General features: G+C 43.9%; 23 protein-coding genes. 2 read left to right on the top strand and 21 right to left on the bottom strand.

The window, feature by feature from the left end:
• The 15 genes from AB1401_02455 to AB1401_02385 form a co-directional block, all read right to left on the bottom strand.
• The gene (locus AB1401_02455; GenBank protein MEW6614320.1) at nt 1-711 is read right to left on the bottom strand and encodes a 3-oxoacid CoA-transferase subunit A; all 711 of its coding nucleotides are present in this window, start codon (nt 709-711) and stop codon (nt 1-3) included.
• Between the two features lie 96 nt (nt 712-807).
• Nucleotides 808-1,353, bottom strand: a complete 546-nt coding sequence (locus AB1401_02450; GenBank protein ID MEW6614319.1) for an acetone carboxylase subunit gamma — start codon at nt 1,351-1,353, stop codon at nt 808-810.
• 26 nt (nt 1,354-1,379) lie between these two features.
• Entirely contained in the window at nt 1,380-3,596 is a 2,217-nt protein-coding gene (locus tag AB1401_02445) for a hydantoinase B/oxoprolinase family protein (protein ID MEW6614318.1), read from the bottom strand.
• Nucleotides 3,597-3,659: 63 nt separating this feature from the next.
• Complete coding sequence (locus AB1401_02440) at nt 3,660-5,807, bottom strand: hydantoinase/oxoprolinase family protein (protein MEW6614317.1); 2,148 nt, start codon at nt 5,805-5,807, stop codon at nt 3,660-3,662.
• A 456-nt stretch (nt 5,808-6,263) separates the two neighbouring features.
• Nucleotides 6,264-6,839 carry a cupin domain-containing protein gene (locus AB1401_02435; protein ID MEW6614316.1) on the bottom strand — a complete coding sequence of 192 codons (576 nt, stop codon included), beginning with the start codon at nt 6,837-6,839 and terminating at the stop codon, nt 6,264-6,266.
• A gap of 145 nt (nt 6,840-6,984) precedes the next feature.
• Nucleotides 6,985-8,187 (bottom strand): ABC transporter substrate-binding protein, encoded by a 1,203-nt coding sequence (locus AB1401_02430; protein ID MEW6614315.1) that lies wholly within the window; start codon nt 8,185-8,187, stop codon nt 6,985-6,987.
• A gap of 89 nt (nt 8,188-8,276) precedes the next feature.
• Nucleotides 8,277-8,840, bottom strand: coding sequence for a 2-oxoacid:acceptor oxidoreductase family protein (locus AB1401_02425; protein ID MEW6614314.1), 564 nt, complete (start codon nt 8,838-8,840; stop codon nt 8,277-8,279).
• 40 nt (nt 8,841-8,880) lie between these two features.
• Nucleotides 8,881-9,636, bottom strand: a complete 756-nt coding sequence (locus tag AB1401_02420) for a thiamine pyrophosphate-dependent enzyme (protein ID MEW6614313.1) — start codon at nt 9,634-9,636, stop codon at nt 8,881-8,883.
• Nucleotides 9,637-9,659: 23 nt separating this feature from the next.
• Complete coding sequence (vorB, locus tag AB1401_02415) at nt 9,660-10,766, bottom strand: 3-methyl-2-oxobutanoate dehydrogenase subunit VorB (GenBank protein ID MEW6614312.1); 1,107 nt, start codon at nt 10,764-10,766, stop codon at nt 9,660-9,662.
• Nucleotides 10,767-11,075: 309 nt separating this feature from the next.
• Nucleotides 11,076-11,297, bottom strand: coding sequence for a 4Fe-4S binding protein (locus tag AB1401_02410; protein MEW6614311.1), 222 nt, complete (start codon nt 11,295-11,297; stop codon nt 11,076-11,078).
• 86 nt (nt 11,298-11,383) lie between these two features.
• The gene (locus AB1401_02405) at nt 11,384-11,779 is read right to left on the bottom strand and encodes a cobalamin-dependent protein (GenBank protein ID MEW6614310.1); all 396 of its coding nucleotides are present in this window, start codon (nt 11,777-11,779) and stop codon (nt 11,384-11,386) included.
• A 31-nt stretch (nt 11,780-11,810) separates the two neighbouring features.
• Nucleotides 11,811-13,496, bottom strand: coding sequence for a methylmalonyl-CoA mutase family protein (locus AB1401_02400; GenBank protein MEW6614309.1), 1,686 nt, complete (start codon nt 13,494-13,496; stop codon nt 11,811-11,813).
• Between the two features lie 3 nt (nt 13,497-13,499).
• Nucleotides 13,500-13,904 (bottom strand): cobalamin-dependent protein, encoded by a 405-nt coding sequence (locus AB1401_02395; protein ID MEW6614308.1) that lies wholly within the window; start codon nt 13,902-13,904, stop codon nt 13,500-13,502.
• Between the two features lie 25 nt (nt 13,905-13,929).
• Nucleotides 13,930-15,642 carry a methylmalonyl-CoA mutase family protein gene (locus AB1401_02390; protein MEW6614307.1) on the bottom strand — a complete coding sequence of 571 codons (1,713 nt, stop codon included), beginning with the start codon at nt 15,640-15,642 and terminating at the stop codon, nt 13,930-13,932.
• A gap of 223 nt (nt 15,643-15,865) precedes the next feature.
• Nucleotides 15,866-17,074 (bottom strand): ABC transporter substrate-binding protein, encoded by a 1,209-nt coding sequence (locus AB1401_02385; protein ID MEW6614306.1) that lies wholly within the window; start codon nt 17,072-17,074, stop codon nt 15,866-15,868.
• A 546-nt stretch (nt 17,075-17,620) separates the two neighbouring features.
• On the opposite strand from AB1401_02385, the gene AB1401_02380 reads away from it, so the two are divergent.
• The gene (locus AB1401_02380) at nt 17,621-18,364 is read left to right on the top strand and encodes a TetR/AcrR family transcriptional regulator (GenBank protein ID MEW6614305.1); all 744 of its coding nucleotides are present in this window, start codon (nt 17,621-17,623) and stop codon (nt 18,362-18,364) included.
• A gap of 20 nt (nt 18,365-18,384) precedes the next feature.
• Here AB1401_02380 and AB1401_02375 read toward each other — a convergent pair whose 3' ends face one another.
• From AB1401_02375 to AB1401_02365, 3 genes are read right to left on the bottom strand one after another with little or no spacing between them, the layout of a single operon-like run.
• Complete coding sequence (locus AB1401_02375) at nt 18,385-18,852, bottom strand: DNA-binding protein (protein MEW6614304.1); 468 nt, start codon at nt 18,850-18,852, stop codon at nt 18,385-18,387.
• A gap of 48 nt (nt 18,853-18,900) precedes the next feature.
• Entirely contained in the window at nt 18,901-19,317 is a 417-nt protein-coding gene (locus tag AB1401_02370) for a hypothetical protein (protein MEW6614303.1), read from the bottom strand.
• Nucleotides 19,295-20,869, bottom strand: coding sequence for a DUF4301 family protein (locus tag AB1401_02365; GenBank protein ID MEW6614302.1), 1,575 nt, complete (start codon nt 20,867-20,869; stop codon nt 19,295-19,297). Before AB1401_02365 ends, AB1401_02370 begins: the two co-directional genes overlap by 23 nt.
• Nucleotides 20,870-21,159: 290 nt before the next feature.
• Here AB1401_02365 and AB1401_02360 point away from each other — a divergent pair, with 290 nt between their 5' ends.
• Nucleotides 21,160-21,948 carry an enoyl-CoA hydratase gene (locus AB1401_02360; GenBank protein ID MEW6614301.1) on the top strand — a complete coding sequence of 263 codons (789 nt, stop codon included), beginning with the start codon at nt 21,160-21,162 and terminating at the stop codon, nt 21,946-21,948.
• 14 nt (nt 21,949-21,962) lie between these two features.
• Here the strand turns inward: AB1401_02360 and AB1401_02355 are convergent, their stop codons facing one another.
• From AB1401_02355 to pgeF, 3 genes are all read right to left on the bottom strand, one after another.
• Entirely contained in the window at nt 21,963-22,616 is a 654-nt protein-coding gene (locus AB1401_02355) for an HAD family hydrolase (GenBank protein ID MEW6614300.1), read from the bottom strand.
• 38 nt (nt 22,617-22,654) lie between these two features.
• Entirely contained in the window at nt 22,655-23,227 is a 573-nt protein-coding gene (locus tag AB1401_02350) for a chalcone isomerase family protein (GenBank protein MEW6614299.1), read from the bottom strand.
• An 85-nt stretch (nt 23,228-23,312) separates the two neighbouring features.
• On the bottom strand, nt 23,313-24,134 hold the full coding sequence (pgeF, locus tag AB1401_02345) for a peptidoglycan editing factor PgeF (GenBank protein MEW6614298.1): 822 nt from the start codon (nt 24,132-24,134) through the stop codon (nt 23,313-23,315).
• Between the last annotated feature and the right edge of the window lie 23 nt (nt 24,135-24,157).

Genomic DNA, 24,157 nt, shown 5'->3' with positions numbered 1-24,157 from the left:
CTACCCCTCCTTCGGAACCTCCAATATACGATGGACGTATATGCCTGGCGTAATGATGTGTTCAGGGTTTAACTCTCCAACCTCAACGATCTCATCAACCTCCGCTATCGTTATCTTCCCCGCCCTTGCCACCATGACTGCCGTGGCCCTCTGACATCCATCATATATTAGATTCCCGAGCCTGTCCGCCTTGTAAGCCCGCACCAAGCTGAAATCGATTTTAAAAGGCTCCTCCAGGATATACTCTTCACCATCAAATAACCTCTTCTCCTTACCTTCCTCGACTACCGTTCCCACTCCGGTGCGAACGTAAACTCCTCCCACCCCGGCACCTGCAGCCCAGAGCTTTACCTGTAGCGTACCGTGAGGTAGGTTCACAACCTCAAGCCTACCTGCCTTCCATTCTCTCTTCGGGGGAGTCTCCACAGTCGGTAGGAAAGGAAATCCGGCTATGAGCTTTCGCACCATCTCCCTCTCGATCCATATTCCGTGGTCGACATGCAATGGCCACCCAAAAACTATCTGTCCCTCGGCAACCCCAACAGCATGGGCAATTACTGTAAGATCCTTAGGACCATTTCTGGCTACAGCCCGTATAAGATTCTGTGGAGCATGTAACGGACCCCCAAAACAACTGAGGGCAACCACTGCCCCATCTGATATGTCGGCTACAGCCTCATCAAAATTCTTCAACACCTTGTCAATCGGCATAAAACACCCCTCCCTCATCCATATAGTCAAATTAAAAGAGGGCAGACGGATTAAGATCCAGTCTGCTCTCTTTCACCCTTTACTCATTCTTCTACCTTATTTCTCAGCCCACTTTTTGACAACATCATAAGTCAGGTCTTTAAATTCCTTGCTCGTCTTCAAGGGTTTACCTAACCACTCTCTGTAAAAGGTGTCCAAATCAGGCAAAAAATCAAAGACCAGCGGATAACCGAAAGGTACCGTCTCCACTTCCAGTTGCGTTCCGCAGCCCGGGCAACAGAACTCCCTCACCTCGCACATTTTGGGGTCTGGTTGGCTTGGATACGGGTACAGCTCATCTAACTCTTTCTTCGTTTCTCGTACATGAATCAATGCATTGAGCTTCCAGTTTTCTCTGTAATCGCCATACTCGTGGCCGCACCGGCATTTTACAAGCCTGTCATTGCCCTTTTCCACAATAAATAAATCATCACTCAATCTGAGCAGGATTTTGTCTTTCCACGATACCTGTTCCTGAAGGACTTCCACGTATTTGTCAAAACGATCTTCATCTTTGTGGTCTGAAACAATGCCCTTAGTCTGGTCCCATGGAAGGTTACCATCAATTAAGAGTTTTATAGTCTCTTTCGGATATGTAGTCATGAACACTCCTCCTTCCTTTTAGTTATCTAGAAAGTAAAATTCTCCGGTAAACCCCAGAATGCCCTGAATTCACCTGGCCATCTCTTCCCTTTTTCCAGAGAACCGTTGTACATAGTTTTGATGAGGTCTGGCATATTCTTTTGTAGGATGTCCTTTCTGCGGTTCTTATACCATTCTTTTACAGGAATACCCTTCTTCAACCTTGCCCGTATCTTCTCCTTCCTCAGTTGCTCCGTCTTTTTGTCGTCAATTATCCACTCATCTCTGGTCCGATCATAGTTGGCTTCGGCGCAGTGAATCTTGCGACACGCATCGATAGTTATTAACCTATTGTCCAGATCCCTTTTGATCAACTTGACGTCCCTCTTTATAGGATCGCCGAATCCTCCTCCCTGACTCCCATAGCTTAGCTGAATCCAGTCACCGTGTTTGCTGACATCCTTCATCGTGACGCCCCTAGAAGTCTCGAGAGCGAATTTACCTTTTATGTTCTCTTCGATATCGCCTTTGCCCGGATAACCCATTCCGTGAGCCAAAGGTTTCATCTCCTTGATTAGCTCGTCGGTATTTGCATTGGTGACCAGCTTGTAAAACGGACCCACTGCGGGATAGCCTCCGTGTGTGCCGGTGTTCGGGTAAATCTTGTCTGCCATTACCACAGGGGTGCAATCAAAGACAAGGAGAGGGGTTTTGTATATCATCCAGTTTCCGACAATCGCAAATCCGGAACGGTATTTTCCCCATCCGCATCCATCAGGCAGCAAGTTCCTCCCTGTCCAGATGAGTGGGAGTATCAGTTCCCAGATTTCACAATTGCCCATGTCAGTTACCGGCTGCCATATGGCGTAAGAACTGAATCCATCCCTGATGGCAAAAGCGCCGCTTCCATGTGTTCCTGCCACATCGGTCATGAGAAACCCAAAATCATTGCCCATGTGATCTTTTCCTGCCATCGAGTAAAGGGCAGTCCCAGGAGACCCCACCATGCACTCTTCAACGAAACCTCTGGAAAAGAAAGCCCTCGACTGCAATCCGATCCAAACACTTCCGCCATTTATAGGGAAACTGAATAGGTTTTGAGTGGCGATATTGGGTGAACTCGGGTTGACATACGTATCGTATGGTAAGTTCATGTCTGCACACAGAATCGTTCCGTGATTGGCACTGCCTGTGTATGCAATCGTCTGAGTGAGAGCCAAACACATGGCCCCTGTCATTGAAGACGGCGTAGTATTGCTTGGATGCCAGCCCCACGGGCCTGCACCATCCAAATCAAGAAAGTATTTACCGTCAGGCTTAATGAAAAAATCCATGGGTACCAGTGTTACCTGGTCAATGGCGTGATGAGGAGGAACAAATGTCCTAGTCATGTAGTTCTCGAATGCAACAGGAGAATGAAGCTTACCTGGCACAGTCCTTGTTCGTACTCTATTGAGCTGTGCTCTCCTCTCCATCTCGATAATTTCCCTTGCCCCTTCCAGGAAGTACTCTACACCAAACTCCTGGGCCACCTCTTTAATCTCCTCTCTGACTTTTACATTGGCGCCCAGGGCACCTTTCCGATCAAGTATGAAAAGATCGGGAAGACGCGTACTGAAGCGAATACGCCGTATCACCGATGGGAGAAACTCATCATTGACGCCGGTCTTCTCCGCAGAGAATCTGAGTCCGTCTACGAACCTCTCCGTAGCCGCCGAGGGCATGCACCCCGGTGAGATCGCGCCCAACTCAGCCTCCATGATTACTGTTGCTGCCCATGCGATCAGCTTACCCTGCCAGAAAATCGGACAGATATCATACACATCTGGTGGATGCATCCCGGCTATGGCGTTATCATTACTCGTAAATATGTCTCCCTCATTAATACCTTCCACTTCCTCATAATTCTGACTGATCATATATTTTATTACCTGTCCCATGAGGGGAATGTGGATAATGATGCCAGTAGACTGAAGCACACAGTCCCCCTCCGCCGTATAAAGTGCTGTTGCCAGCTCAGCTACCTCCCTGACGAGAGGCGACCCTGAGATCATGCGTGTTGCCTCCCTCCCGGCTACAGTAGCTGCCAGCAAGCGGGAAAAAAGCAACTCTAGTTTAAGCGGGTCATCTTCATGTAACTTCAATTTCTCCAAACCATAATAGCACCCCGTCTCCTCATAGAGCCTCTCGCTTTCCCCGAGCAGGTCTTTTAATTTCCTTCCTTTCCAGCATATTCCCTCTTGTTTTTTTGCTATTGTCTCCATTTTAAACCTCCTTCTTATAATCCAATCTAAACTCTGGTCCGGCTGTCCTATCCCCTCTGTTTTTCAAGCCTTTCTTAGCCAGTACCGTCGGTATTCATCTATTACTACCTTTTTCCCTTCGGGCACGGGCAGCGTTGTTGCAGGGGCCTCGATTATCGCTAAGCCCTTAACCTCGTTACCGGGTAGTAGTCTGTCCATTTCATATAATGCAGCTTTTTCCCACTTACCACTCACGTAAACTTCCCGCTCTCCCTTATATGCATCGAGTGATGGTTTCTTGTCTTCCAGTTTGAACTTCCTCAGTTCCGGTTTGGGTTTTGGACTTGAACAGATCAGCCCCAGTTCTAAAACCTGGTACCCTGCTTCGGGGTGTCGTGCCCCATGGACGTATACCCTGGAATACATCTCTTCAAAGGCATTTATCAGCTTATCCATGTCTTGCGCTGATTCAATCCTTTTTACAGGGGACTTGACCTCCAGATCCTCCATCTGTCCAAAATATCGAACATAGGCGATCTGAGAAAACGTAACCTGCTCCTCTTTGAAACCTTCTTCCTTCATCTCTCTTATCGCTTTCTCCTCAAGTTCCTGCCATCCAGAATTAATTATCGAACCCATGAACATTTTGGTCTGTTCATCTGCACCGGGAGGGATCTGAACAAGGGTAGACTTTTGATACCTGTGAACGTAATCAACCACAGTGCAGCCAAACGCTGAGAATGCGGCAGCCCAGGGCACGGTAAAAACCCCTTTAAACGGCATATCCCCTGCGTAGCCCCCAAGGAATAAAGGCCCTGCACCACCATAACCGATGAGATAGTAATCTGCCGGTGAATAACCTCTTACCGAAAGAACGGTGTTGATATGTCTATTCATACGATCATTAATTAGAGTGAGAACCCCCTCCGAAAAATCATATGGGTCAACCCCCAAAACATCTGAACATTTTTCCTTTACGGCCTTCAATGCAAGATCCTTCTTTAACTTCAGCTTCCCCCCAAGGTAGTAATCCGGGTTCAATAATCCCAGAATAACAACACAATCCATGACAGTAGGAGTGTAGTTTCCCATGTCGTAACAAACAGGCCCTGGATCTGAACCTGCACTACCCGGACCGATCTCCACTCTTTTCGACTCCGGATCAATCGTAACGTACATGCCGCATCCAGCCCCGATTGAGTCCATCACCATCGTGGGGATATTTAAAACGGTTCTACCTAGTTCTACCTCACGCAAGAGGATTGTTTCTCCACCCATGATCAGGCCCACATCGAAACTGGTGCCTCCCATATCGCTGCAAACCAGATTGGGCATATCCATTACTTGTGAGACGTATTTACCTCCCAGAAGCCCTCCGATAGGTCCTGAAAAACAGGCCTTGTACAACGCTGGATAGGTTATGTTGGCGATGCCACCATCAGCCAGCACTATCTGCAAGGGGTTTTTATAATTGTTTTCGTAAAGTTTCCTTTCTATTTCAAGGAGGTGCTCCCTTCCCGGTTCCGCCCCGTATGCTTGGAGGATAACAGCATTTAACCGGGATACTTCCCTGGCTATTGGTGCCAATTCACCACTAAGGTAAAGAGGTACTTCCTTATTCTTTTCTTTCATAACCTCCCTCACAATCTCTGCCGCCCTTTTCTCATTGGAGGGATTGAGGTAAGAACATAAAAACCAGATAACGATTGCTTCGACGCCTTTATCGAGAAGTTCGGCTCCCGCTTTGCGCACCTCGCTCTCATAGAGAGGGATAGGGATTTCTCCGAAGATAGATGTTCTTTCAGTTACGCCTCTGATGAGTTTCTTTGGAACGAATGGCTCGTTGTGATGATGAGCCTGCTTGTGTACCTTATCCTGGTAACTATAACCCGCATGTATCCCGCATCCTCTCTCGTGAATCAAGGTATCTTCAAAACCCTTCGTACAAATGATGCCTGTAACCTTTCCTGTCCTGGTTATAAGGGTATTGAGCATTGCTGTGCCGGAATATACAATCGCTAATACCTTGTCTAGGGTTTCTTTAGAAATCTTGTTCCAATCCAGGTTCCAGTCCTCAAAAGCGTCTGCCAGCGAGCCCCAGAAACCTATTGATTCGTTGTGCGGAGTGGTGGCTGCTTTCCCCACGGCAAAGTCACCCACTTTGTCAATCACGAACATATCGGTCATTGTGCCGCCAGCATCTGATCCTATTACTGTGACTTCTCTTTCCATTTTGCCCTCCTTTTAATAGCTTTGAAATACAACCAATCAGATATTTCCTTTGTCCATTAAAAATTCCTGAAGAACAAAATCCACCTCCTTTCAAGACTTAAAGTGACTTTTTCCCCATAAACGATACCGGGCTATTCACTTTAAATTGCTGGTACATTGTTTCAATTGAATTGGGTTGGGTAACAGTAACTCGATAATCTTAAAGCATTCGTAAATGGAATATAACACGATGAGGATTGGAACGTAGTATGAGGTTGAGGAAAAGAGACTTAACGGGAAACATTATAGTAAGCCACCCATTAATCTTTGAAACCTTTAAACAGTTCGGTTTATTTTGAGAGATCACCCCCCCCTTTTTTTATTTTATCCCTTTTGATGCAAAGGAAAATATTAATTTTTCTAAACTAACAAAGACTTTTGTTTAACATTACTAAACCAACTGGGCAAAAAAAATTATTAGGTTCTTTTTTTGAGTAACATCACTGAAACCACTTTGAATGGTTTGCTCCCGATTCTTTCACACCAGTGGGTAACACCAGAATCAAAATACATGCTATCTCCTTCTTCCAAAACAACATAAGTTTTATTACCATGATAGAACTTTGCTTTTCCTTCTAGAACATAAGCAAACTCTTCACCCTCATGCTGTAACTCACCCGTTTTATCATATACTGTAATCAGGGTAGGTTCCATCTGTTTCCCGAAAGACCGATATGCTAATGATTCATATAAATACCCAAGAGATTCACCTCTAGACCCTATTTCTTTTCTCTCATTTTTTTTGATCAGTTCAAATTTCACATCTTCGTCTTTTTTTTCTTCTCCGGTAAGGAGAAAAATGGGGTCTATATTTAATGCTGCAGCGATTCTTACAAGAGTAGATATAGGTGGGGCCTTTTCTGAGTTCTCCATTTGAGAAATATAACCTTTAGTGAACTTCGTTAGTGACGCCAACTTCTCTATAGTTATATTCTGTGATACCCGGACTTTTTTGATTCTGGCACAAATTTCTTTCTCGTCAAAATCGTTCATAGAGGTTCCATGTATACTAATGCTAAACTATTGTCAAGAAAAAAATGCAGAGAAAAATGCAGAAATGTTGGAAAAGGGGTGTACATAGTATTCCCCTGGTTTCTCTTTTATGTCAGAAAATCTTCCAGAATAAGTAACCCAGACTCTATTTGATTTTTGGAGCGCTTCTCCAGCCACTAATAGGAATAACTTTTCCTGTTGCTGGATCACCTCTGTAGATTTTGTTGGCTTTAATTCCTGCATGGTTTTTCGGGGTGTAGGTAATTGGAGCACCTATCCCTTTCGTATCAAAATCTTTCAGGGTTTCTAATCCTTCTACGAGTTTCTCATTATCCAGGTCTTTGCCCGCCCTCTTCATCCCTTCATAAAGGAGTGTTGCCAGCATCCAGCCGACAGTATAGTTTTTAGATCTCCAGGGTTTTTCTGTCCCGGGATAATACTTAAGCGTTGTCTTTCTCAGTTCAGCCATTCCCGGTGTATCATCGTACCAGGAACTGTAGAAATGGGCTCCAAATGCCCTATCCGCTAACTCTTTAGCACCTTTGACAACATCCTCGTTGATTCCTGTATATGTTGCACATACTTTGGTATCAAGCCCGAGTTTTTTTGAATCTCTAATGAACTTAATTATTGTGTCAACACCGGTAAGCGGTATTACATAATCCGGTTTTTCCTTTTTTATCAGCAATATCTCGGAAGTGAGGTCCATAGCACCCAATGTAGTCATAATAATCGGAATATCCAGGCCAAAAAATTCAGACCACTTCTTAACGGCTTTCAAGAACTGTACCTTAGCACCAATATCAAGAACAAGACATGCTATCTTGGGTTTCGTAGGCTTTGATTCCTCAACTATCCACTCAAAGATGATTCCTACCTGGTTATCGTAAGAATCTGTAGCTACGAAAGTGTACCTTTTGTCAACGAGTTGTTCATCCGCAGCAACAGGGATTGTGGGGAGCTTTTGTTCCATTATGTGCCTCAGCAAAACACTTGTTTCTCCAGTAGACCCTGGCCCTAAAAGCGCCATTATCTTATCCCTGAATAACAGTTTTTTGAATGATGCCACAGCCAGAGGGATGCTGTAGCGGTCATCTTCGAGAATTAACTTGATTTTCCTTCCATTAATTCCCCCTTGATCATTCACATGTCTCGTATATGTCCTGATTCCATCCGAGACAGGAACAAATATACCTGCCAGTGGCCCTGTAATGTCAAAAATAGCACCTACTTGTATTGTATTGTCAGTTATCCCTCTTGTCGATTCTGCAGGACTTGAAGATGCCATAAGAGTTATTAAAAAAAATACAATAATTCCCAGCACAAAAAACCTTTCCTTTCTTTTCATAACCATACCTCCTTGTCTACGATTTTTTACTCGTCCTTACAATCCATCCAGCTTATTTTCAAGCTGATCTTCTAACCAAAAAGCACATTCTATCCTACAAATCTGGCTGCTTCTTCAAATCCCTTTTTAAACGCACCAAGGTTCAATGAAAGAACTTTCTCTTTTCTGCCAAATTTCTTTTCTAACTCCTCTTCAACAAAATGTACGGAGATGCTTTTTGTTATCCCGATGTAAACCCCAAGAAGGATCATATTCGATGTCCTCCTGTCCCCCATAGCCACTGCCATATTGAGGGCAGGAACCGTTACCATCCTGATATCCTTTCTTTCTAAGGTATCATTTAACCCGGTACTCTCCACGATAAAATATCCACCGGCATTTACCCTTTTCTCAAAGAGTTTGAGTTGGGGAGGGTCTACAAGGATGATTACGTCTGCCCTGGATAGCACTGGAGAATCTATATCATCATCTGAGAATACAACAGTACATTCACTGGGACCACCTCTGACCCTACTGGAATAAGAAGGAAGCCAGAGGGAGTTTCTATACTGAGACATTGCTGCAGCCGCCAAAATCATTCCACCCATAAGAATGCCCTGCCCCCCCAGACCTGCAATTATCAAATCAGCCCGTTTATTTGTTTCTTGCCCCATAATTTATTTCCCCCCAAAATATTTTTTTAAGTAATCAATCTCAGTCAAGCCTGTCAACATTCTTAAATTCTCCGAGAGGGAGTGCGGGTATCATCTTTTCTTCTATCCATCTTATACTTTCCTGAGGAGTCATACGCCATCCCGTAGGACATGCTGATAGAAACTCTACAAAACTGAAACCAATATTATCAAGCTGTTTCTCAAAAGCAGTTTTTACATATTTCCTGGTCTTCAAATAATTAGCAGGGGTATTAGCGGCACCCCTCGCAGAGTAAGCAACACCCTGAACCGTAGCGATCATCTCCGGCATACGGGCAGGATAACCCATATTCGGTCCACGTCCTTCAGGGGTGGTAGTCGTAATCTGCCCCATTAAGGTTGTAGGCGCCAATTGGCCCCCTGTCATTGCGAAATGGCCATTGTTTACCATGATTACAGTAAATTTATCAGCCCTTTGCGCAGCATTGACGAACGCACCAGCTCCAATCGCCGCAACATCTCCGTCTCCTCCGAAGCAAACAACGAGAGAATCCGGCAGGAGCGCCTTTACTCCGCAAGCTGCATCTATACCCTGTCCGTGATTGGCATGCACACAATCTGTGGAAGTGGTCAGAATAACAGCGAATCCGCAGGCAGAGCTATTGACCAATATCGTGTTCCCCTCTATCCCAAGTTCATCTATCACGTCATACACTATGCGTGTTATTATAGGATATTGACACCCAGGGCACTCCAACCTCTCTGCCGGATGGCGTACCCACAGCTTAGGTAATCCTGAAACTAACTTTTTTTTCAATTGCCAGACCTCCTATAGAGAATTTATCTGTTCATAAGCCTGTATATCTCATTAATGACCGTATCGGGAAGGATCATCCCCCCATCTCCGGGGTCATGGCGGGCCAATGCCCCGAGAAGATGGACGTCTGCCTTTCCCTGAGCACCGATCCTGACATCCTCAACTAATTGTCCCAGGCTGTCCTCAACCACAAGAAATCGGCACCCTTTAGAAGCCATTTCTCTTACAATTTGATAGGGGAAAGGCCACACTGCCAAGGGCCTTATCATACCAACCCTGAAGCCATCTTTTCTGGCTGCTTTGAGAGCCTCCTTTGATACCCTTGCTGTATACCCATATGCCACAATAATCAGATCTGCATCATCTATCAAATAAGTCTCATACCTGACTTCAGATTCTTTCATTCTCTCGTACTTTTCATTAAGGACTTTTAAGAGATCTGAGAAACCGGTATACGGTGGGTGCGGTGGACTCGGTATGAGACCTTGCATAACGTTTACCACCCTCCGTATGCCATCCGGTTGATTCGCCCGTCCCCGAACTGCCCAATCCTTTTCAGGAACGGGGCCAAAATCAAGAACTTTCAATTCCAGGGGCTCTGCCATCTGTCCTAAAAGACCATCGGTCATCACGATTACCGGATTACGGTACTTATCTGCCAGATAAAACGCAAGCTGAACAAAATCATGGGTCTCCTGAACAGAAGCAGGAGTCAGAACAATGTTCTTATACCCTCCATTGCCTCCTCCCCACGTAGCTGAAAGATAGTCCATCTGGCCATGCCTTGTAGTGCCTGCTCCAGGCCCCCCCCTTTGAACCAGGGATATAATACAGGGCATTTCGCCGTTTGAGAGATGAGACATGCCCTCTTGCATCAGACCCCATCCGGGCCCCGATGTAGAAGTCATAGCTCGATGCCCCGTTGCAACAGCACCAAAAAGGATATTTATGGAGCCAACCTCGGACTGGGATTGGATAAAGACCTTACCCCTCTTTGGAAACTCTCCGGCAAACCACTCTGTAGTTTCATTCTGAGGGGTTATGGGATACCCTATATAGGCATCACATCCTGCGTTCAGCGCGCCCCAACCAATCGCCTCATTACCAATCACAAACAAGCGTTCTCCCATTGTTTCCTCCTGTACGTAGTTGGATTGCTGATATGATTTGTTTCGTAATCTTCAATTTACCATCATTCCCAATAACCAACTTTTTACCACCACCTATTTACTCTACCCTGAAAAATGAAAAATTTCTTTTGGAGCGAACATGAGCAGGATTTTTTGGGGGTACCCATCTTGACGAAGCGGAAGATAAGCATTTTCAGGTGTTTGAGCCCGAAGGGCGAGTTTCTGAAAATGCCTGGAGCAAGTAATAGATGGGTCAAAAAACCTGCTCCAGAAAGCGGAAAAGGAAATTTTTCAGGATCGCCTATTTAATTACTGAACATATTTATAAACCTCTATTGCATGGTGAGGGCACATAAAGCTGCATATACCACAACCATTACAGTCTTCAGGATTGACAAAACAGAAAAGCCGGTAACCCTGCGGTGTAAAGTTATCCTCGGGTAGGATTATACATTTCTTGGGGCAAAAATCTCTACAGTATCCGCATCCCCGACAGTACGTCTCGTCTACCACTATTTCACCCTTTGCCATCAGTTCAATCACCTCCAAACTTTCCCAACTGTCCTCTATCTATAGTTAACCTTCTACCAGCAAAAATTTCCTTTGTACCGCTACATTCAACCTTGAAGTGCTTTTACATATTCAACGACGGTCTCGGTTGGTATCCCAGGACCAAAAACCTCCCGAATACCCATTTCTTTTAACTTTGGTACGTCGTGTCTGGGGATGACTCCACCAACAATAACAGGCATATCATCTATATTTCTTTTCTTCATTTCGTCTATTATATTGCGGCATATAGACAGATGAGCACCAGAAAGTATGCTTAAACCAATCAGGTTAACGTCCTCTTCTATGGCGCAGGAAATAATTTGAGGAATAGTTAAATTTATCTGTGCCATGTATATAACTTCCATTCCAGCTTCTATCAGCGTCCTCGAAATTATTTTTGCTCCCCTCTCGTGGGTGTCTAAGCCGGGTTTTGCGATCAGAATTCTAAGTTTTTCTTCCATCTTGGACTGGTCTCCTCTTAAATATTATTATTTATATAACTCCACTTTTCGGCTGATAGAGACCGAACACATTAACTATAGAATCTGTTATCTCTCCTACAGTCGCATTTGCACGAATAGCCTCTATCATTAAAGGTATTAGATTTCCCTTTCCTCCTGCTCCTTCCTTCACTTTCTCAAGGGTCTCGTGTACCTTTTTTTCATCTCTGTTTCTCTTCAATTTTTTAAGATTTTCTACTTGAATCTTTTCAAGCTCTGGATCCACTGTCAACAATTCAATTGGAATATCTTCTTCAACCTTATAACTATTTAAACCAACAACTACCCTTTCCCCTGATTCAACTTCCTTATTGTAATCATAGGCTGCCTTTGAAACTTCCCGCAGAAAATAGCCGCTTTCAATCCCCTTTATAACACCATTTAGCATACTTCCGTCTCCCATTTCCTCTATGAGCTTTAACAGTTGCCTGACTTCCTCTTCGGTTTTGTTTGTAAGTGTTTCTACGTAATAGGAACCGCCCAGGGGATCGATGGTCTCTGTTATTCCAGTTTCATAGGCAACAATCTGTGATGTTCTCAAAGCAAGCCTCACAGATTCTTCACTTGGGATGGAAAGGGATTCGTCAAATGGATTTACATTTATTGACTGGGCACCTCCTAACGCTGCTGCCAGTGTCTGGATGGTGGACCTGATAAGATTATTCAGGGGCTGTTGAGCAGTTACAGTGAAAGCGGATCCCTGAGCGTGAAACCTTATCATCTGGGATGCAGGGTTTCGGGCATTGTATTTCTCCTTCATGATCCTTGCCCATAGTCTCCTTGCAGCCCTGTATTTGGCAACTTCCTCGAAAAGATTCATTCCAGCGGTAAAATAAAATGCCAGTTTGGGGCCAAAGCTGTCTACATCCAATCCTCTCTCCAGTGCCGCTTCTACGTATGCCATGGCATTGGCCAGGCAATAACTCAGCTCCTGAATCATGGTAGCTCCAGATTCCCTTATCACATGAGCGGTAATATTTATTGGAGTCCACCTGGGCATATATCTGCTGCAATATTCAAAGGTATCCACCGCAATCCTTATTGCATCTCGTGGCGGAATTTTAGCGCATTTTGGCAAAGCGGTATAGAATGCCAGGAAATGATTTTGAATAGACCCGGCTAAGGAATCTATGGCTAAACCTTTTTCCATCGCCATAGCTATATACGCTGCAAAGATGGCTGGAGAAGAGGGATAACTGGATAGCAATGCCACATGGACCCTGTCAATGGGAATACCGTCAAAGAGAATACGCATATCTTCGACAGAGTCAACAGGGACTCCACATCTACCCACTTCACCCTCTGCCATGGGGTTATCTGAATCCAATCCCATAACTGTGGGAAAATCAAATACTGCAGTAACCCCGGTTTCACCGTTTTCCAGCAAATATTTAAACCTCTGATTAGTCTCTCTTGCCGTTCCGTAACCTGCAATCTGCCGCATTATCCATAACTTGTCAAGATACATCCCTGGGTAGACCCCTCTGGTGTACGGAAACTCTCCAGGAAATCCAATATCTTCCAGGTACTTGTTTTCCACATCTAGGGGGGTATATAAAGGCAATTTGTCCCCTTTCAGAGGAGGTGACTCTACCCCCAAACCTGATAATTGTTTCATAAATTTCTCAGAAAACCACTTGTCCTTTTCCCTTCTGATCTTCTCAATGTCATCACGCATATTCTACCTTCCTCCCTTTACTTCATCTTCTATCCATCTTACCACCGTATTTGTATGAACACCGCTTCTGAAAACCTCTTTTATGCCAAGCCGTTTTAAGAGGGGGATATCACTTTTTGGTATAATACCGCCCAGAATAATCGGGAGATTTAAGTTCTGTTTTTTCATCTTATCCACCATGCCCGAACACATCTCCATATGTGTTCCTGACAGAATACTTAAGCCGATTATGTCCACATCTTCCTCAATAGCAGCGGAAATAATGTTGTCTACTGTGTGCTTTGGCTTTAGATATATGACTTCCATGCCAGCGTCCTTGCATGCCCTGGCAATCATCTTTGCTCCTCTATCATGTGTGTCCAGACCCGGTTTAGCGATGAGTATCCGAATCCTACCCTTTGATTTCATATTTGACTTACCTCCGTTTACTAAACTAAATTATCTGAACCCTGTCGAAAAACCCAAATACCTCCTTCAGAGTCTGAACGATCTCTCCCAGCGATGCATGGGACTTAACGGTTTCTATCATCGTTGGCATCATGTTTTCATCGCTCTTTGCCACCTCTCGAAGCTTATCTAACTGCTTTTTGACCCTGGTATTATCACGTTCCTTCTTCATTTCAATCAACCTGGTAATCTGGATATTCTCCAGTTCAGGGTCTACCTTCATAAGGGTTACATTAGGTTCCTCCTCGTCTGGTATCCTGAATTTATTTTGACCTATAACGACCTTCTCACCCGCCTCAATAGCCTTGAGCTTGGCTTGATCGGTTTCCATTACCTCTCTTGCCAGGAACCCGCTCTTAATCCCTATGATAACACCATTTAAGATACTGCCCCCTCCCATATCTTCTATCTTATTTATTAAATCAGTCGCTTCCTTTTCAATCTTGTTAGTCAGGTCTTCAACCAGATAGGACCCTCCCAGTGGATCAATCGTATCACAGATACCGCTTTCATGTGCAATAATCTGCTGTGTCCTCAAAGAGATTCGGAGGGATTCTTCAGTGGGTAAGGCTAACGCTTCATCAAAGGAGTTTACATGCAGTGATTGAACCCCTCCCAGAGCTGCCGTAATGGCATGCAGGGTACACCGTATGATATTGTTTTGTGCTTCTTGTGCCGGAAGAGAAGCTGCCGAGGTTTGAATGTGATATCTCAACATCATGGACCGTTCATCCTTAGCCCCCATTCTTTCTTTCATGAATCGTGCCCACATTCTCCTGGCTGCCCTGAATTTGGCAATTTCCTCGAAGAAGTTGTTTCCTGAGGTGAAATAGAAAGCTATTCTTGGCGCAAAGCTGTCTATAGCCAGCCCTCTTTTTAAGGCAGATTCAAGATACGTTAAGCCAAATGCCATACTTATTCCAAGTTCCTGAACGGTATTTGCACCCTGTTCGGTTATCTGGTAACCCCCGACATTTACGGTGTTCCACTTGGGAACGTACTTACTGCAGTATTCGAAGATGTCTGTGGCTATCCTGAGGGCATGTTCTGGTGGGAAGATGTTGAGTTCCCCACAGTAAATAGAGTTTGCAAGGCAGCTATTTTGAATCGTCCCGCGGAGCTTCTCCAGGGGTATGCCTTTGTTCTCTGCCAGAGCGAAGTACATAGCCAGTATTACCATGGTGCCGGTAACGCTCTCGATTAATGCAGGGTTGATTTGATCAAGGGGGAGCCCTTCAAAGAGCCTTTCCATGTCATCGATTGTATCAAGGGGTACACCTAACCTTCCCACTTCCCCTTTTGCCATAGGGTGATCCGAGTCATAACCGTCTCTCGTAGGTGTATCGGGAACAACCGCCAGCCCGGTCTGTCCCTGGCTTACCTGGTACTTGAAGCGCTTGTTAGTTTCTTCCGGTGTTCCGTAGCCTGTCACCTGTCTCATGGTCCAGAGACGCCCCAGATACATGGATGGATGAACACCGCGTGTAAAAGGATATTGTCCAGGGAAACCAATATCCTTAAGGTAATCTATAGATAGATCAAGAGGTGTGTAAAAATCTTTCCTTCCAACACCAGCCGAGAGCGCACTTCGGGAAGCCAACCTTGCTTCCTCATCAGGTGCCTTCCTTTTGCTGAATTTCTCCTGAAACCACCTGTCTCGCTCCACAAGTATTTTTTCTGTTTCCTCTTTATTCTGCATTTACATAATCCTCCCCTCTGAGTCTGGACGACAATAATATTTTTGGATACCCTGCAGCTTGCCGCATGATTTCAATAGTTATCCCTGCCTGCCCCGTATCAAGTACGGGGCAGGCACAGGAATCCAGAAGACTAAAAGACTGGTAGAATGTCCCTTTAAACAGCACAATTAAGTGCGCTGTTGTTATGGTGCTGTTGTTATGAATTGCTGTAAGTTAAGAAATTTATTTAAGCTCCAGAGGTTTTCTCCAATCTGTAAGGGGTTCCATAATCTTCTTTTCTACATTAGCCTTATAGAGCTTCCAGTATTCACTTCCGTAGTGTTTATTCTTTCCATACGTAAGAAGACCAGTGAGTCCGCCGCTATCAAAATCCTTAAGGGTTTCTATGTTATCTATGAGGGCTTCTCCATCGAGATTTTTCCCCGCTCTCTTCATCCCTTCTGCAAAGATAATTGCACACAACCATCCCTGCGTATTAAAACGGCTCCTAAACAACCTGTCTTCACCAGTCTTGTATTTTTCTGTAATCTTTCTCATGAATTTAACGCCCGGAGCATCCTCGTACCATGAACTAAAGGTGTTTACACCGTAAAAGTTCTTTGCAGCCTCACCCGCTACCTCGACTAAATTCTCAGTGCACGTGCCAAAGCTCCCGTATACCGGGGTTGAAATACCAAATTTTCGAAGCTCTCGGAGGAGAACATTTGCGTTTTGTACTATGGAACCCCCTATTACTATATAATCGACCTTTGCTTTTTTAATATTGAGTACCTGGGCGGTAGCCTCCATTGCCCCAAAGTTTAGAACCTCTTTGTCTGCCAGCTTGATGCCGTATTTCTCTGTCCTTTCCTCAAATGGTTTTAAGTCCTGATACCCAGCCTGATGATCGGGATACACAAATGCGATCCTGGGTTTCTTTATAGGCAGGTCATTCATGAGATAATCCAAAATTATCCCCATTTGTTCTCTATAAGTACTTCCGGCAATGAACATATACCTCTTATGAGGGTTAACAATGCTTTCTGCCAGGCTTATTGCAATTGTCGGCATCTTCTCTTTTTCGATTGATTTAAACAGGGCGGTTACAGGGGCAGTTCCCCCTGCACCCATCATCGCCATTATCTCATCCTTGTATACGAATTTCTTGAACGCTGCAATTGCAGCTGGTATAGCATACCTGTCGTCTTCTACAAGAACATTTACTTTTCTCCCGTTTATCCCTCCACTATCATTAAGGTATCTGAAATAGTTTTTTGCACCAGTTGTGTATGGAATCCCGGTGTCAGCTAGAGAACCTGTTTGACTCATCATAATCCCTATCTTAATGGTATCTTTGGTTACACCTCTTGTTTCCGCTGAATAGCCGTCAGAAACAAAAAGGAAAGTGAAAAATATCAAAACAAATACACTTAATACACATTCCTTTTTCATAGTCTTATCCTTCCTTAAAATTTTTTGTTTATAAGAACATATTTTGTTACCGGCAAAATTACTTCCCATAGTTACTAATATCACACCCCCCTTCGCTTTTGATTTTTTTTCAGACATTCTTAAATTGCAGTTTAATCTTCTCCTACCTCCTCTTCCCAATCCCTCATCATCTCATTAATTCTATCAAGGGTCTTCCTGGAAAACATAAACTTACCTTCGTTGTCCATCTGGTCAAACCACAAAGATTAAACTTCATTAAAATTAATCCTCAATACTTTTAAATTCCCCAAGCTATTTACCTACCATCGAGTAAATTATTCATATGTGATTTCGGATTTTTTGTCAAGATGAAATTTTTGCAACCTGCTGAAAAATGACGAAGAAAAGCCGGAACTCGCTATAATATTCAAATAAATCAATAAGTCATACTGATTTGCCTGCGGATATATTTATGTTGCAATATAATCCTTTTTATCATAATATAATCTGTAAAGAGATACATTAATAGTTTACTGACCGTATGGTAACTTTTATTAAGGAGCTATCATGTCAAAAAAAGATGAGATCATTAGGGCATCAACCAGTCTCTTCTATGAAAAGGGATACCATTCCACCACTATGAACGATCTGGCAAAAGAAGTTGGAACGACTAAAGCCGCCCTCTACTATTATTTCAAGGGCAAAGAGGAACTCCTTGTCCGGATATATGAGGAGACAATCAGGGATTCAGTTGAACAGATCTCAGAAATAGCCAATTCCGGCTTATCTACAACTGAAAAAATTCGTGAAATCATTAGAAACCATATAAAAAATTTTATTATAAAGAGACAACCTATGATGAAGATCTTTTTCCAGGAAGAGGGAGAACTCCCAAGCAAGATCTACAAATCAATACAGAGAAAAAAACGTAACTACAACAAAATATTCGAAGATGTATACTCTAAAGGCGTGGAGGAGGGGGTTTTTATCCGGACATCAAATGTAGCCTTGCACGTAAATGCTATTCTGGGGATGTGTACCTGGGCATATAAGTGGTATAAACCCGATGGCAGATTCGATCCTGAAGAGATGTCTGACCACTTTGTAAAGCTTTTAGAAGAGGGTTATCTCGTCTCAAAGAAGAAAGAATCAGACCAGTTTGTTTCCCCCCCTGATATAGATGGTAGGGGGGTATCTGATTCTGACAGCACTTCTAAAGGCATAATTGACAGGATTCAATTTCATGCCTCTATAATTGAACAGTTAACCAGGGAACTAAACAATATTTTGAATAAGGAAAGTACCCCATAAACATAAAAAGGGATGCTGACTTAACGTCGCCTCCAACCGCTCCAGACAGGGAAGCCGTTTTCATCCCGAAGCTTCAGTGTTTCATCACCTTTCTTTACTTCAGCGGCAATAATGGCTGGTTTCCCTTTAAATGTGATTCTTGAGCCTTTGACGTCAACTTTATCCTTTGGGTTGATCTTGATGTCCTGGTTTTCAATATACCACCCGGGCCCCAAGTGTACTGATATAGTTTCTTTGTCTGTTTTAACTATCAGATGTATACCGTAAGACATCCTTTTCATCGGGGTTATTTTATCTATGCTGAGGACTTCTCCAGTAATTGTTTCAACGCTTTTCGAATCATACATCCTGGCATATTGAGTCCTCATTCCCCAGCCGCTGCTTCCTTTCCACTTCATCCCTCGCTGAGCAAATGAAGCAAATGATTCAAGGCAAAAAAGACTGGTAAGCATGGAGATTACTGCTATTAAGGTTACAATTTTTTTCATTTTGACCTCCTTTTTTGGTTAGGCATTTCCCATTGCCAGATTAGTAGGTTATGGCTTTCTGTGACCTAACAGTACCATCTTACGATGATGTGCTCCCTCCATCAGCCTGTCAAGCTCTTTCCTGTTTTTTCTCAGATCATCCAGCTCATCCATCAAAGCCTGGCGCCCGGGACTAATCTGTTGAGTCTCCTCCTGAGACCCTGACATATCCCCGGTAGTGCGACCCTCCATAAGCTTCAACCTGTTTTTTATATTCATAGCCTTTTCACTAAGTGCCCTAATATCCGCAAGAATAATCTCTTCCTCTTTAGTGAGACAGTCATTGAATCCCAGACAGGCAGCCTCACCTGAATAAAGACAGGTATCTTCCGTATTATCCAGCTCTTTCGTAGTATATACCTCCTTTTTAGATAATGAAAGAGATTTTCTTTCCTTTACCCTCCTATTGGGGTTGGTGTTCCTCACGAAGCAGGTCATTTATGGTTTTTACAGGATTAAAAGTGATAACTGGAACTTCCACAAAAAGAGTAATCCAATTAGCCATGGCACCGTTCCACAGACCAGGAAGCTCCAGTGCCTTTAGATTCCGGCCCTCTTTAGATTTCCGGGAGATAAAGACTGCATTTTTGTCCATATAATTTCTTAAATTAAAGGGTTTTCCTTTATAATTCCTGACTCCGCAGACAATATCTACAGGGTTAAAATGGGTCGCCGAGGCGAATATTGCCTGTTGTTTATTGGATTTGGGATCAACCTGGGTACTTTCGACAATCTGCAGAGATAGGGTGCCATCTTCCTCTTCAACCCAGAAGGGTCCGCCTCCTGGTTCTCCCTGGTTTTTAACCATACCGCAAACCCTGAGGGGACGATCGAGTTTACTCATGAGAAACTCTCTCTTTTTTATTGCGGACATATGCTGATAGCTGTTTGAGGATAGCAAAACAAGCCTGTCTCTGGCAAATTCCATGACTCCATCAAGGAATCGTTTCTCAAGTTCCCCTTCCTCCAACCTTTTAAGGTAGGTGAAAACCTTTTTCTGAAACTCAATCAGATAACCGGCAAGGATCCTTTTCCAGAGAAATGTTGGCCCTTTTAGCCGGTCCGGCGTAACATTGTCAATATTTTTTATGTAAATTATGTCTCCTTTGATGCCATTTAGGTTTTCTATAAGGACACCGTGTCCTCCAGGCCGGAACAGGAGCTTTCCATCCCTTTCTCGAAAGGGCTGGTTTCCCAGAGTCACTGCAATAGTATCGGTGGATCTCTTCTGAAGAGAAAATTCCACCTGAAACCGGGTATTGTATTTCTTTTCATACTTACGCCTGACATCTTCCATAAGACCTTTAAAACTTTCCTGGTGTTCGGGGGAAATGGTGAAGTGGAGACGACACAAACCCCGGGCGTCCCTGACATAATCCGCAGCCTCGGCCAGATGCTCCTCAAAAGCGGTCCGGCTGGCATCAGGATATTGATGGAACTTGAGCAATCCTTTGGGCAGGTTAGCGTAATTAAGACCCTGGGGGTTAAGAAGGCAGGAGATAATTTCTTTAAATTGACCTTTGCTTATCTGATTATCTATATCAAGCCCGGCATCATACATTGACGATTTAAGGTCATCGAAAAAGGCGAATTTCCTTATCCCGTTCATAAAAGAAAGAATATCTTCTGTCTGTTCACTGTCTTCTCCTGCTTTTCTGGCAATATAGTCTCGGTCAATCTCGTGATTTACGTTATTGAGATTAAGCAGCGACTTGAACATACGGCTGGCTGCTCCTGAAGCTGGCACGAATTTCAGCAGGCACCCCTTACCCGCCGCATCTTGATGATTGAGGATGAGGCTCTGAATTTCGTTTTCCTGGATAACCCTTATGCCGTCCCCTATAATACAGGGGCGACTCAACTTCATATAAGAGGGTTTCTTTTTGAAGATTTCTATTTGAGATATGACCTGCCCCTCGGTGATTCCAATGGCATTCATCTGCTTCATATCGTCATGTTTAAAAATGCCACGGCTCATTTTTTCCCCTGCCTGTGTGTATATAGTGAATCAGAATCTTTGGCTGTTTTTTATTTTACCACATGCCAGTGATAAATATCCATCCCTTTTTTAATCCCCTTTTTCCCAAATACTTTATGCATGGCAAAGATATTGACATTGGATAATAAAATGATAATATAATCTCCCATTCCTTCACGCAACGATTAACTGTATACCCATCTGTAAAAAGGCAGGTGATTATGAATTCCCTCTTATACAGGTAATCAAGGGATGTGCTTTCATATCAAGACTGCCAAAGGAGTAACAACATGACAGACCAATCACTCTATCTTCGCAAAGAGATTCCTCTAGCCTGGATTGTAGTTAACCGTCCCGAGATGCGCAATGCTATAAGCCTGGAGATGTGGCAGACCCTGCCCGGGCTGGTGAAAAAGGTAGCAGAAGACAACACACTCAGGGTTCTTATCATCCGAGGGGCAGGCGAAGATGCATTTATCTCCGGGGCAGACATTTCCCAGTTTGAAAAAGTTCGCTTTGGGGTTGAGGCGGGCGAATACGACCAGGCTGTCAGCAAGGCACTGTCTGATTTGATAGATTTGGAGAAGCCCGTGATTGCTATGATCCACGGATTTTGCATAGGGGGAGGGTGTTCAGTGGCGATGATGTGCGATTTACGTCTTGCTGCGGATGATGCCAGGTTCAGCATCCCTGCTGCTCATTTAGGTATTGTCTATTCTCTGGAACGTGGTGCAGAGAGACTGGTTAGTCTCGTGGGTCCGGCTAATGCTTCCGAGATTCTCTTTACCGGCCGAAGCTATGATGCTCAGGAGGCCTATCACATGGGACTTATCAATCGTGTAATCCCTAAAACTAAACTGGAAAACTACACTCGGGAATACGCCCTGAAGATATCCAGCAAAGCTCCCCTGAGTCTGGCTGCTCACAAAGCGTCTATTCAAGAGCTTCTAAAGCCTCCATCCCAGCGGAACTTTGAAAGACTGAAGAATCTGGCTGACTGCTGCTTTGCCAGTGAGGATTACAAGGAAGGTATGGCCGCTTTTATGGAAAAAAGGAAACCTAAGTTTCAGGGGAAATAAAGGATGGCAAAGTGCTATCCAAGGAGACCCAGGAGTTGCATTGGCCGCTCGATCACTGCCTGAGCACCGTATGTCATCAACTCTCCAGGGGTTCTAAAACCCCATGCTGCCCCCACTGGAAACATTCCCGCACGGGTAGCTGTCTGCATGTCTATGCCGCTATCTCCCAGATAAAGAAATTGTGATGATGCAATACCGAGAGCCTCAGCGATTTTGGTAGCGCCAGCCGGGTCAGGTTTCATCGGGATTCCCTCTCTATAGCCCAGAACCATTTCAAAGCTCTTGTCCGACAGAAGCTCACGGACGCAACGTTTTGTGAAATCGTCAGGCTTATTTGAGAGTATGGCCATCTTTAACTGTTTGGCAGTGATTTCGTCCAAAAGCTCCATAATGCCGTCGTATGGTTTGGTATTTACATTCCAGTTGGAACTGTAACTCTCACGAAATGCCTTTACGCAGTCCGAAATTATCCTATCATTCCGTTTTTCAGCAGGCAGTGCGCGCGATATAAGCATATTTACCCCCTCGCCAACGAAGTAACGATAATCATCTGCTCCACGGGGGGGAAACCCGTATCTTGCTAAGGCACTGTTCGCCGAGTTAGCAATATCTGCCAGGGTGTCAAGTAATGTCCCGTCCAAATCGAAGACTACTGCTTGAAAATGCATACATTACCCTCTTTTCCAACAGTCAGGAGGCACCACCCTTACTTTCCCCCTAGCATTTCCCTTTTCAGACTCTTTTGTGCCGGGTTATCAGAAAGCCATATACCGAACAAAGCCTTTTTAAAGATTATACCACTTATTAGAGATTGTTTTTTATGATTTTTATAAACTTCTACTCCTCTGCCAGGCTCATAAATCAAATCATAGATGTCGTTTTCATTTATGCTGTCTTTAAAAACTGAGATAAACTTTTCTATCTCAGGCTTGATTGGGACAATATTTCCACGTGTGACTCTAAAAAAACCTTCTCTTGTTGCTTCTTCCATCTTTTTACTGGTAATCAAAGAGGAGATAATATGGAGTCTTATTGCCATCGGTTCATCTGCCTCTATAATTTTTTTGGAGTCATTGCCCTTCTGCATAAGGTAAAGACCACCAATATATAATTTTATCAGGAATTTAGTTCGCACACCAGCCCCGTTTAGAATCAAGCTGGTTTTGCCGGCCATAAGGGAATCAGGGATCTTGATACCATCAATTTCTATTGCATTGCTGATTGGAACTATCATAAACATAATTAAAGTTAGTGTCAGGGAAAAGAGTTTTTTAAGCATGTTATCCTCCGGTTCTTTCTATGGTTTTTTATTGATTATAAAATGAATAATTAAGATACTACCCCATTGTTCTTCCCCATATCTTCTAAACCTTCTTGATCATGATCCCCGCTCCAAATCTACCCGTTCCGCTTTTTTGATGCCTGTGCGAGAAGAACGAATTGTGATTGCAACGTGTACATATCCCTGCTGATTCTATATTGTTTTCTGGTATGCCCATTTCTGCAAGCAGTGTTTTGTTTGTCTCCCACAAGTTGAGATACCCTTTAGCATCTTCCATGGGATTCTTCTCAATATAACCCTTTTTGTTATGAAATGTGCCTTCAACTTGAGTAATAACTTCGGGGCCTACTTCATAACAACATGGGCCAATGGAAGGACCAGTCCCCACGATGATGTCTTTTGGCGAAGAACCAAATTTTTCCAGAAATACTTTCATAGTGTTTTGGACTATCCTTTGGACTGTACCCCTCCATCCGGCATGGGCAACTCCTATCACCTTCTTAATTGGATCAAGGAATAGGACAGGTACACAGTCGGCTACGAGAACGACAAGGCAGATGTTGGGGATGTCAGTTACCATAGCGTCTGTTGCATCTAATGCTGTTTGCTGTTCAAATGCACCACTTGATTTCGATTCTTCCGTAACGATTTTGACCCTGCTGTCATGAATTTGTTTGGCAAAGGTAAAGTTTGTTAAAGAAATATCAAGAGATGATGCGAGCAAATTTCTATTTTTGTATACCTTTTCTTGATCATCTCCCACATGAAACGCTAAATTGAGAGAGCCATATGGCGGGTTGCTGAAGCCACCCATCCTTCCAGATACAAAGTGAGAAATATTTTCATGTTTCAAGAGACTCTCAAAGAACCATATCGGCAGGGAGTTTACACGTTTTTCAATCATTGTGAGTCCAGAAGAGGTGTTTT

This window comes from Thermodesulfobacteriota bacterium (assembly GCA_040757775.1).
Taxonomy (GTDB): Bacteria; Desulfobacterota; UBA8473; order UBA8473; family UBA8473; genus UBA8473.
The sequence above is the reverse complement of the archived record's forward strand: the minus strand, read 5'-3'. Positions and strand labels throughout refer to the sequence as shown.

Excerpts from the sequence above, each read along its gene's own strand:
- AB1401_02455 (MEW6614320.1), bottom strand. The coding sequence starts at position 711 with ATGCCGATTGACAAGGTGTTGAAGAATTTTGATGAGGCTGTAGCCGAC.
- AB1401_02450 (MEW6614319.1), bottom strand. The coding sequence starts at position 1,353 with ATGACTACATATCCGAAAGAGACTATAAAACTCTTAATTGATGGTAAC.
- AB1401_02445 (MEW6614318.1), bottom strand. The coding sequence starts at position 3,596 with ATGGAGACAATAGCAAAAAAACAAGAGGGAATATGCTGGAAAGGAAGG.
- AB1401_02440 (MEW6614317.1), bottom strand. The coding sequence starts at position 5,807 with ATGGAAAGAGAAGTCACAGTAATAGGATCAGATGCTGGCGGCACAATG.
- AB1401_02435 (MEW6614316.1), bottom strand. The coding sequence starts at position 6,839 with ATGAACGATTTTGACGAGAAAGAAATTTGTGCCAGAATCAAAAAAGTC.
- AB1401_02430 (MEW6614315.1), bottom strand. The coding sequence starts at position 8,187 with ATGAAAAGAAAGGAAAGGTTTTTTGTGCTGGGAATTATTGTATTTTTT.
- AB1401_02425 (MEW6614314.1), bottom strand. The coding sequence starts at position 8,840 with ATGGGGCAAGAAACAAATAAACGGGCTGATTTGATAATTGCAGGTCTG.
- vorB (MEW6614312.1), bottom strand. The coding sequence starts at position 10,766 with ATGGGAGAACGCTTGTTTGTGATTGGTAATGAGGCGATTGGTTGGGGC.
- AB1401_02410 (MEW6614311.1), bottom strand. The coding sequence starts at position 11,297 with ATGGCAAAGGGTGAAATAGTGGTAGACGAGACGTACTGTCGGGGATGC.
- AB1401_02405 (MEW6614310.1), bottom strand. The coding sequence starts at position 11,779 with ATGGAAGAAAAACTTAGAATTCTGATCGCAAAACCCGGCTTAGACACC.
- AB1401_02400 (MEW6614309.1), bottom strand. The coding sequence starts at position 13,496 with ATGCGTGATGACATTGAGAAGATCAGAAGGGAAAAGGACAAGTGGTTT.
- AB1401_02395 (MEW6614308.1), bottom strand. The coding sequence starts at position 13,904 with ATGAAATCAAAGGGTAGGATTCGGATACTCATCGCTAAACCGGGTCTG.
- AB1401_02390 (MEW6614307.1), bottom strand. The coding sequence starts at position 15,642 with ATGCAGAATAAAGAGGAAACAGAAAAAATACTTGTGGAGCGAGACAGG.
- AB1401_02385 (MEW6614306.1), bottom strand. The coding sequence starts at position 17,074 with ATGAAAAAGGAATGTGTATTAAGTGTATTTGTTTTGATATTTTTCACT.
- AB1401_02380 (MEW6614305.1), top strand. The coding sequence starts at position 17,621 with ATGTCAAAAAAAGATGAGATCATTAGGGCATCAACCAGTCTCTTCTAT.
- AB1401_02375 (MEW6614304.1), bottom strand. The coding sequence starts at position 18,852 with ATGAAAAAAATTGTAACCTTAATAGCAGTAATCTCCATGCTTACCAGT.
- AB1401_02365 (MEW6614302.1), bottom strand. The coding sequence starts at position 20,869 with ATGAGCCGTGGCATTTTTAAACATGACGATATGAAGCAGATGAATGCC.
- AB1401_02360 (MEW6614301.1), top strand. The coding sequence starts at position 21,160 with ATGACAGACCAATCACTCTATCTTCGCAAAGAGATTCCTCTAGCCTGG.
- AB1401_02355 (MEW6614300.1), bottom strand. The coding sequence starts at position 22,616 with ATGCATTTTCAAGCAGTAGTCTTCGATTTGGACGGGACATTACTTGAC.
- AB1401_02350 (MEW6614299.1), bottom strand. The coding sequence starts at position 23,227 with ATGCTTAAAAAACTCTTTTCCCTGACACTAACTTTAATTATGTTTATG.
- pgeF (MEW6614298.1), bottom strand. The coding sequence starts at position 24,134 with ATGATTGAAAAACGTGTAAACTCCCTGCCGATATGGTTCTTTGAGAGT.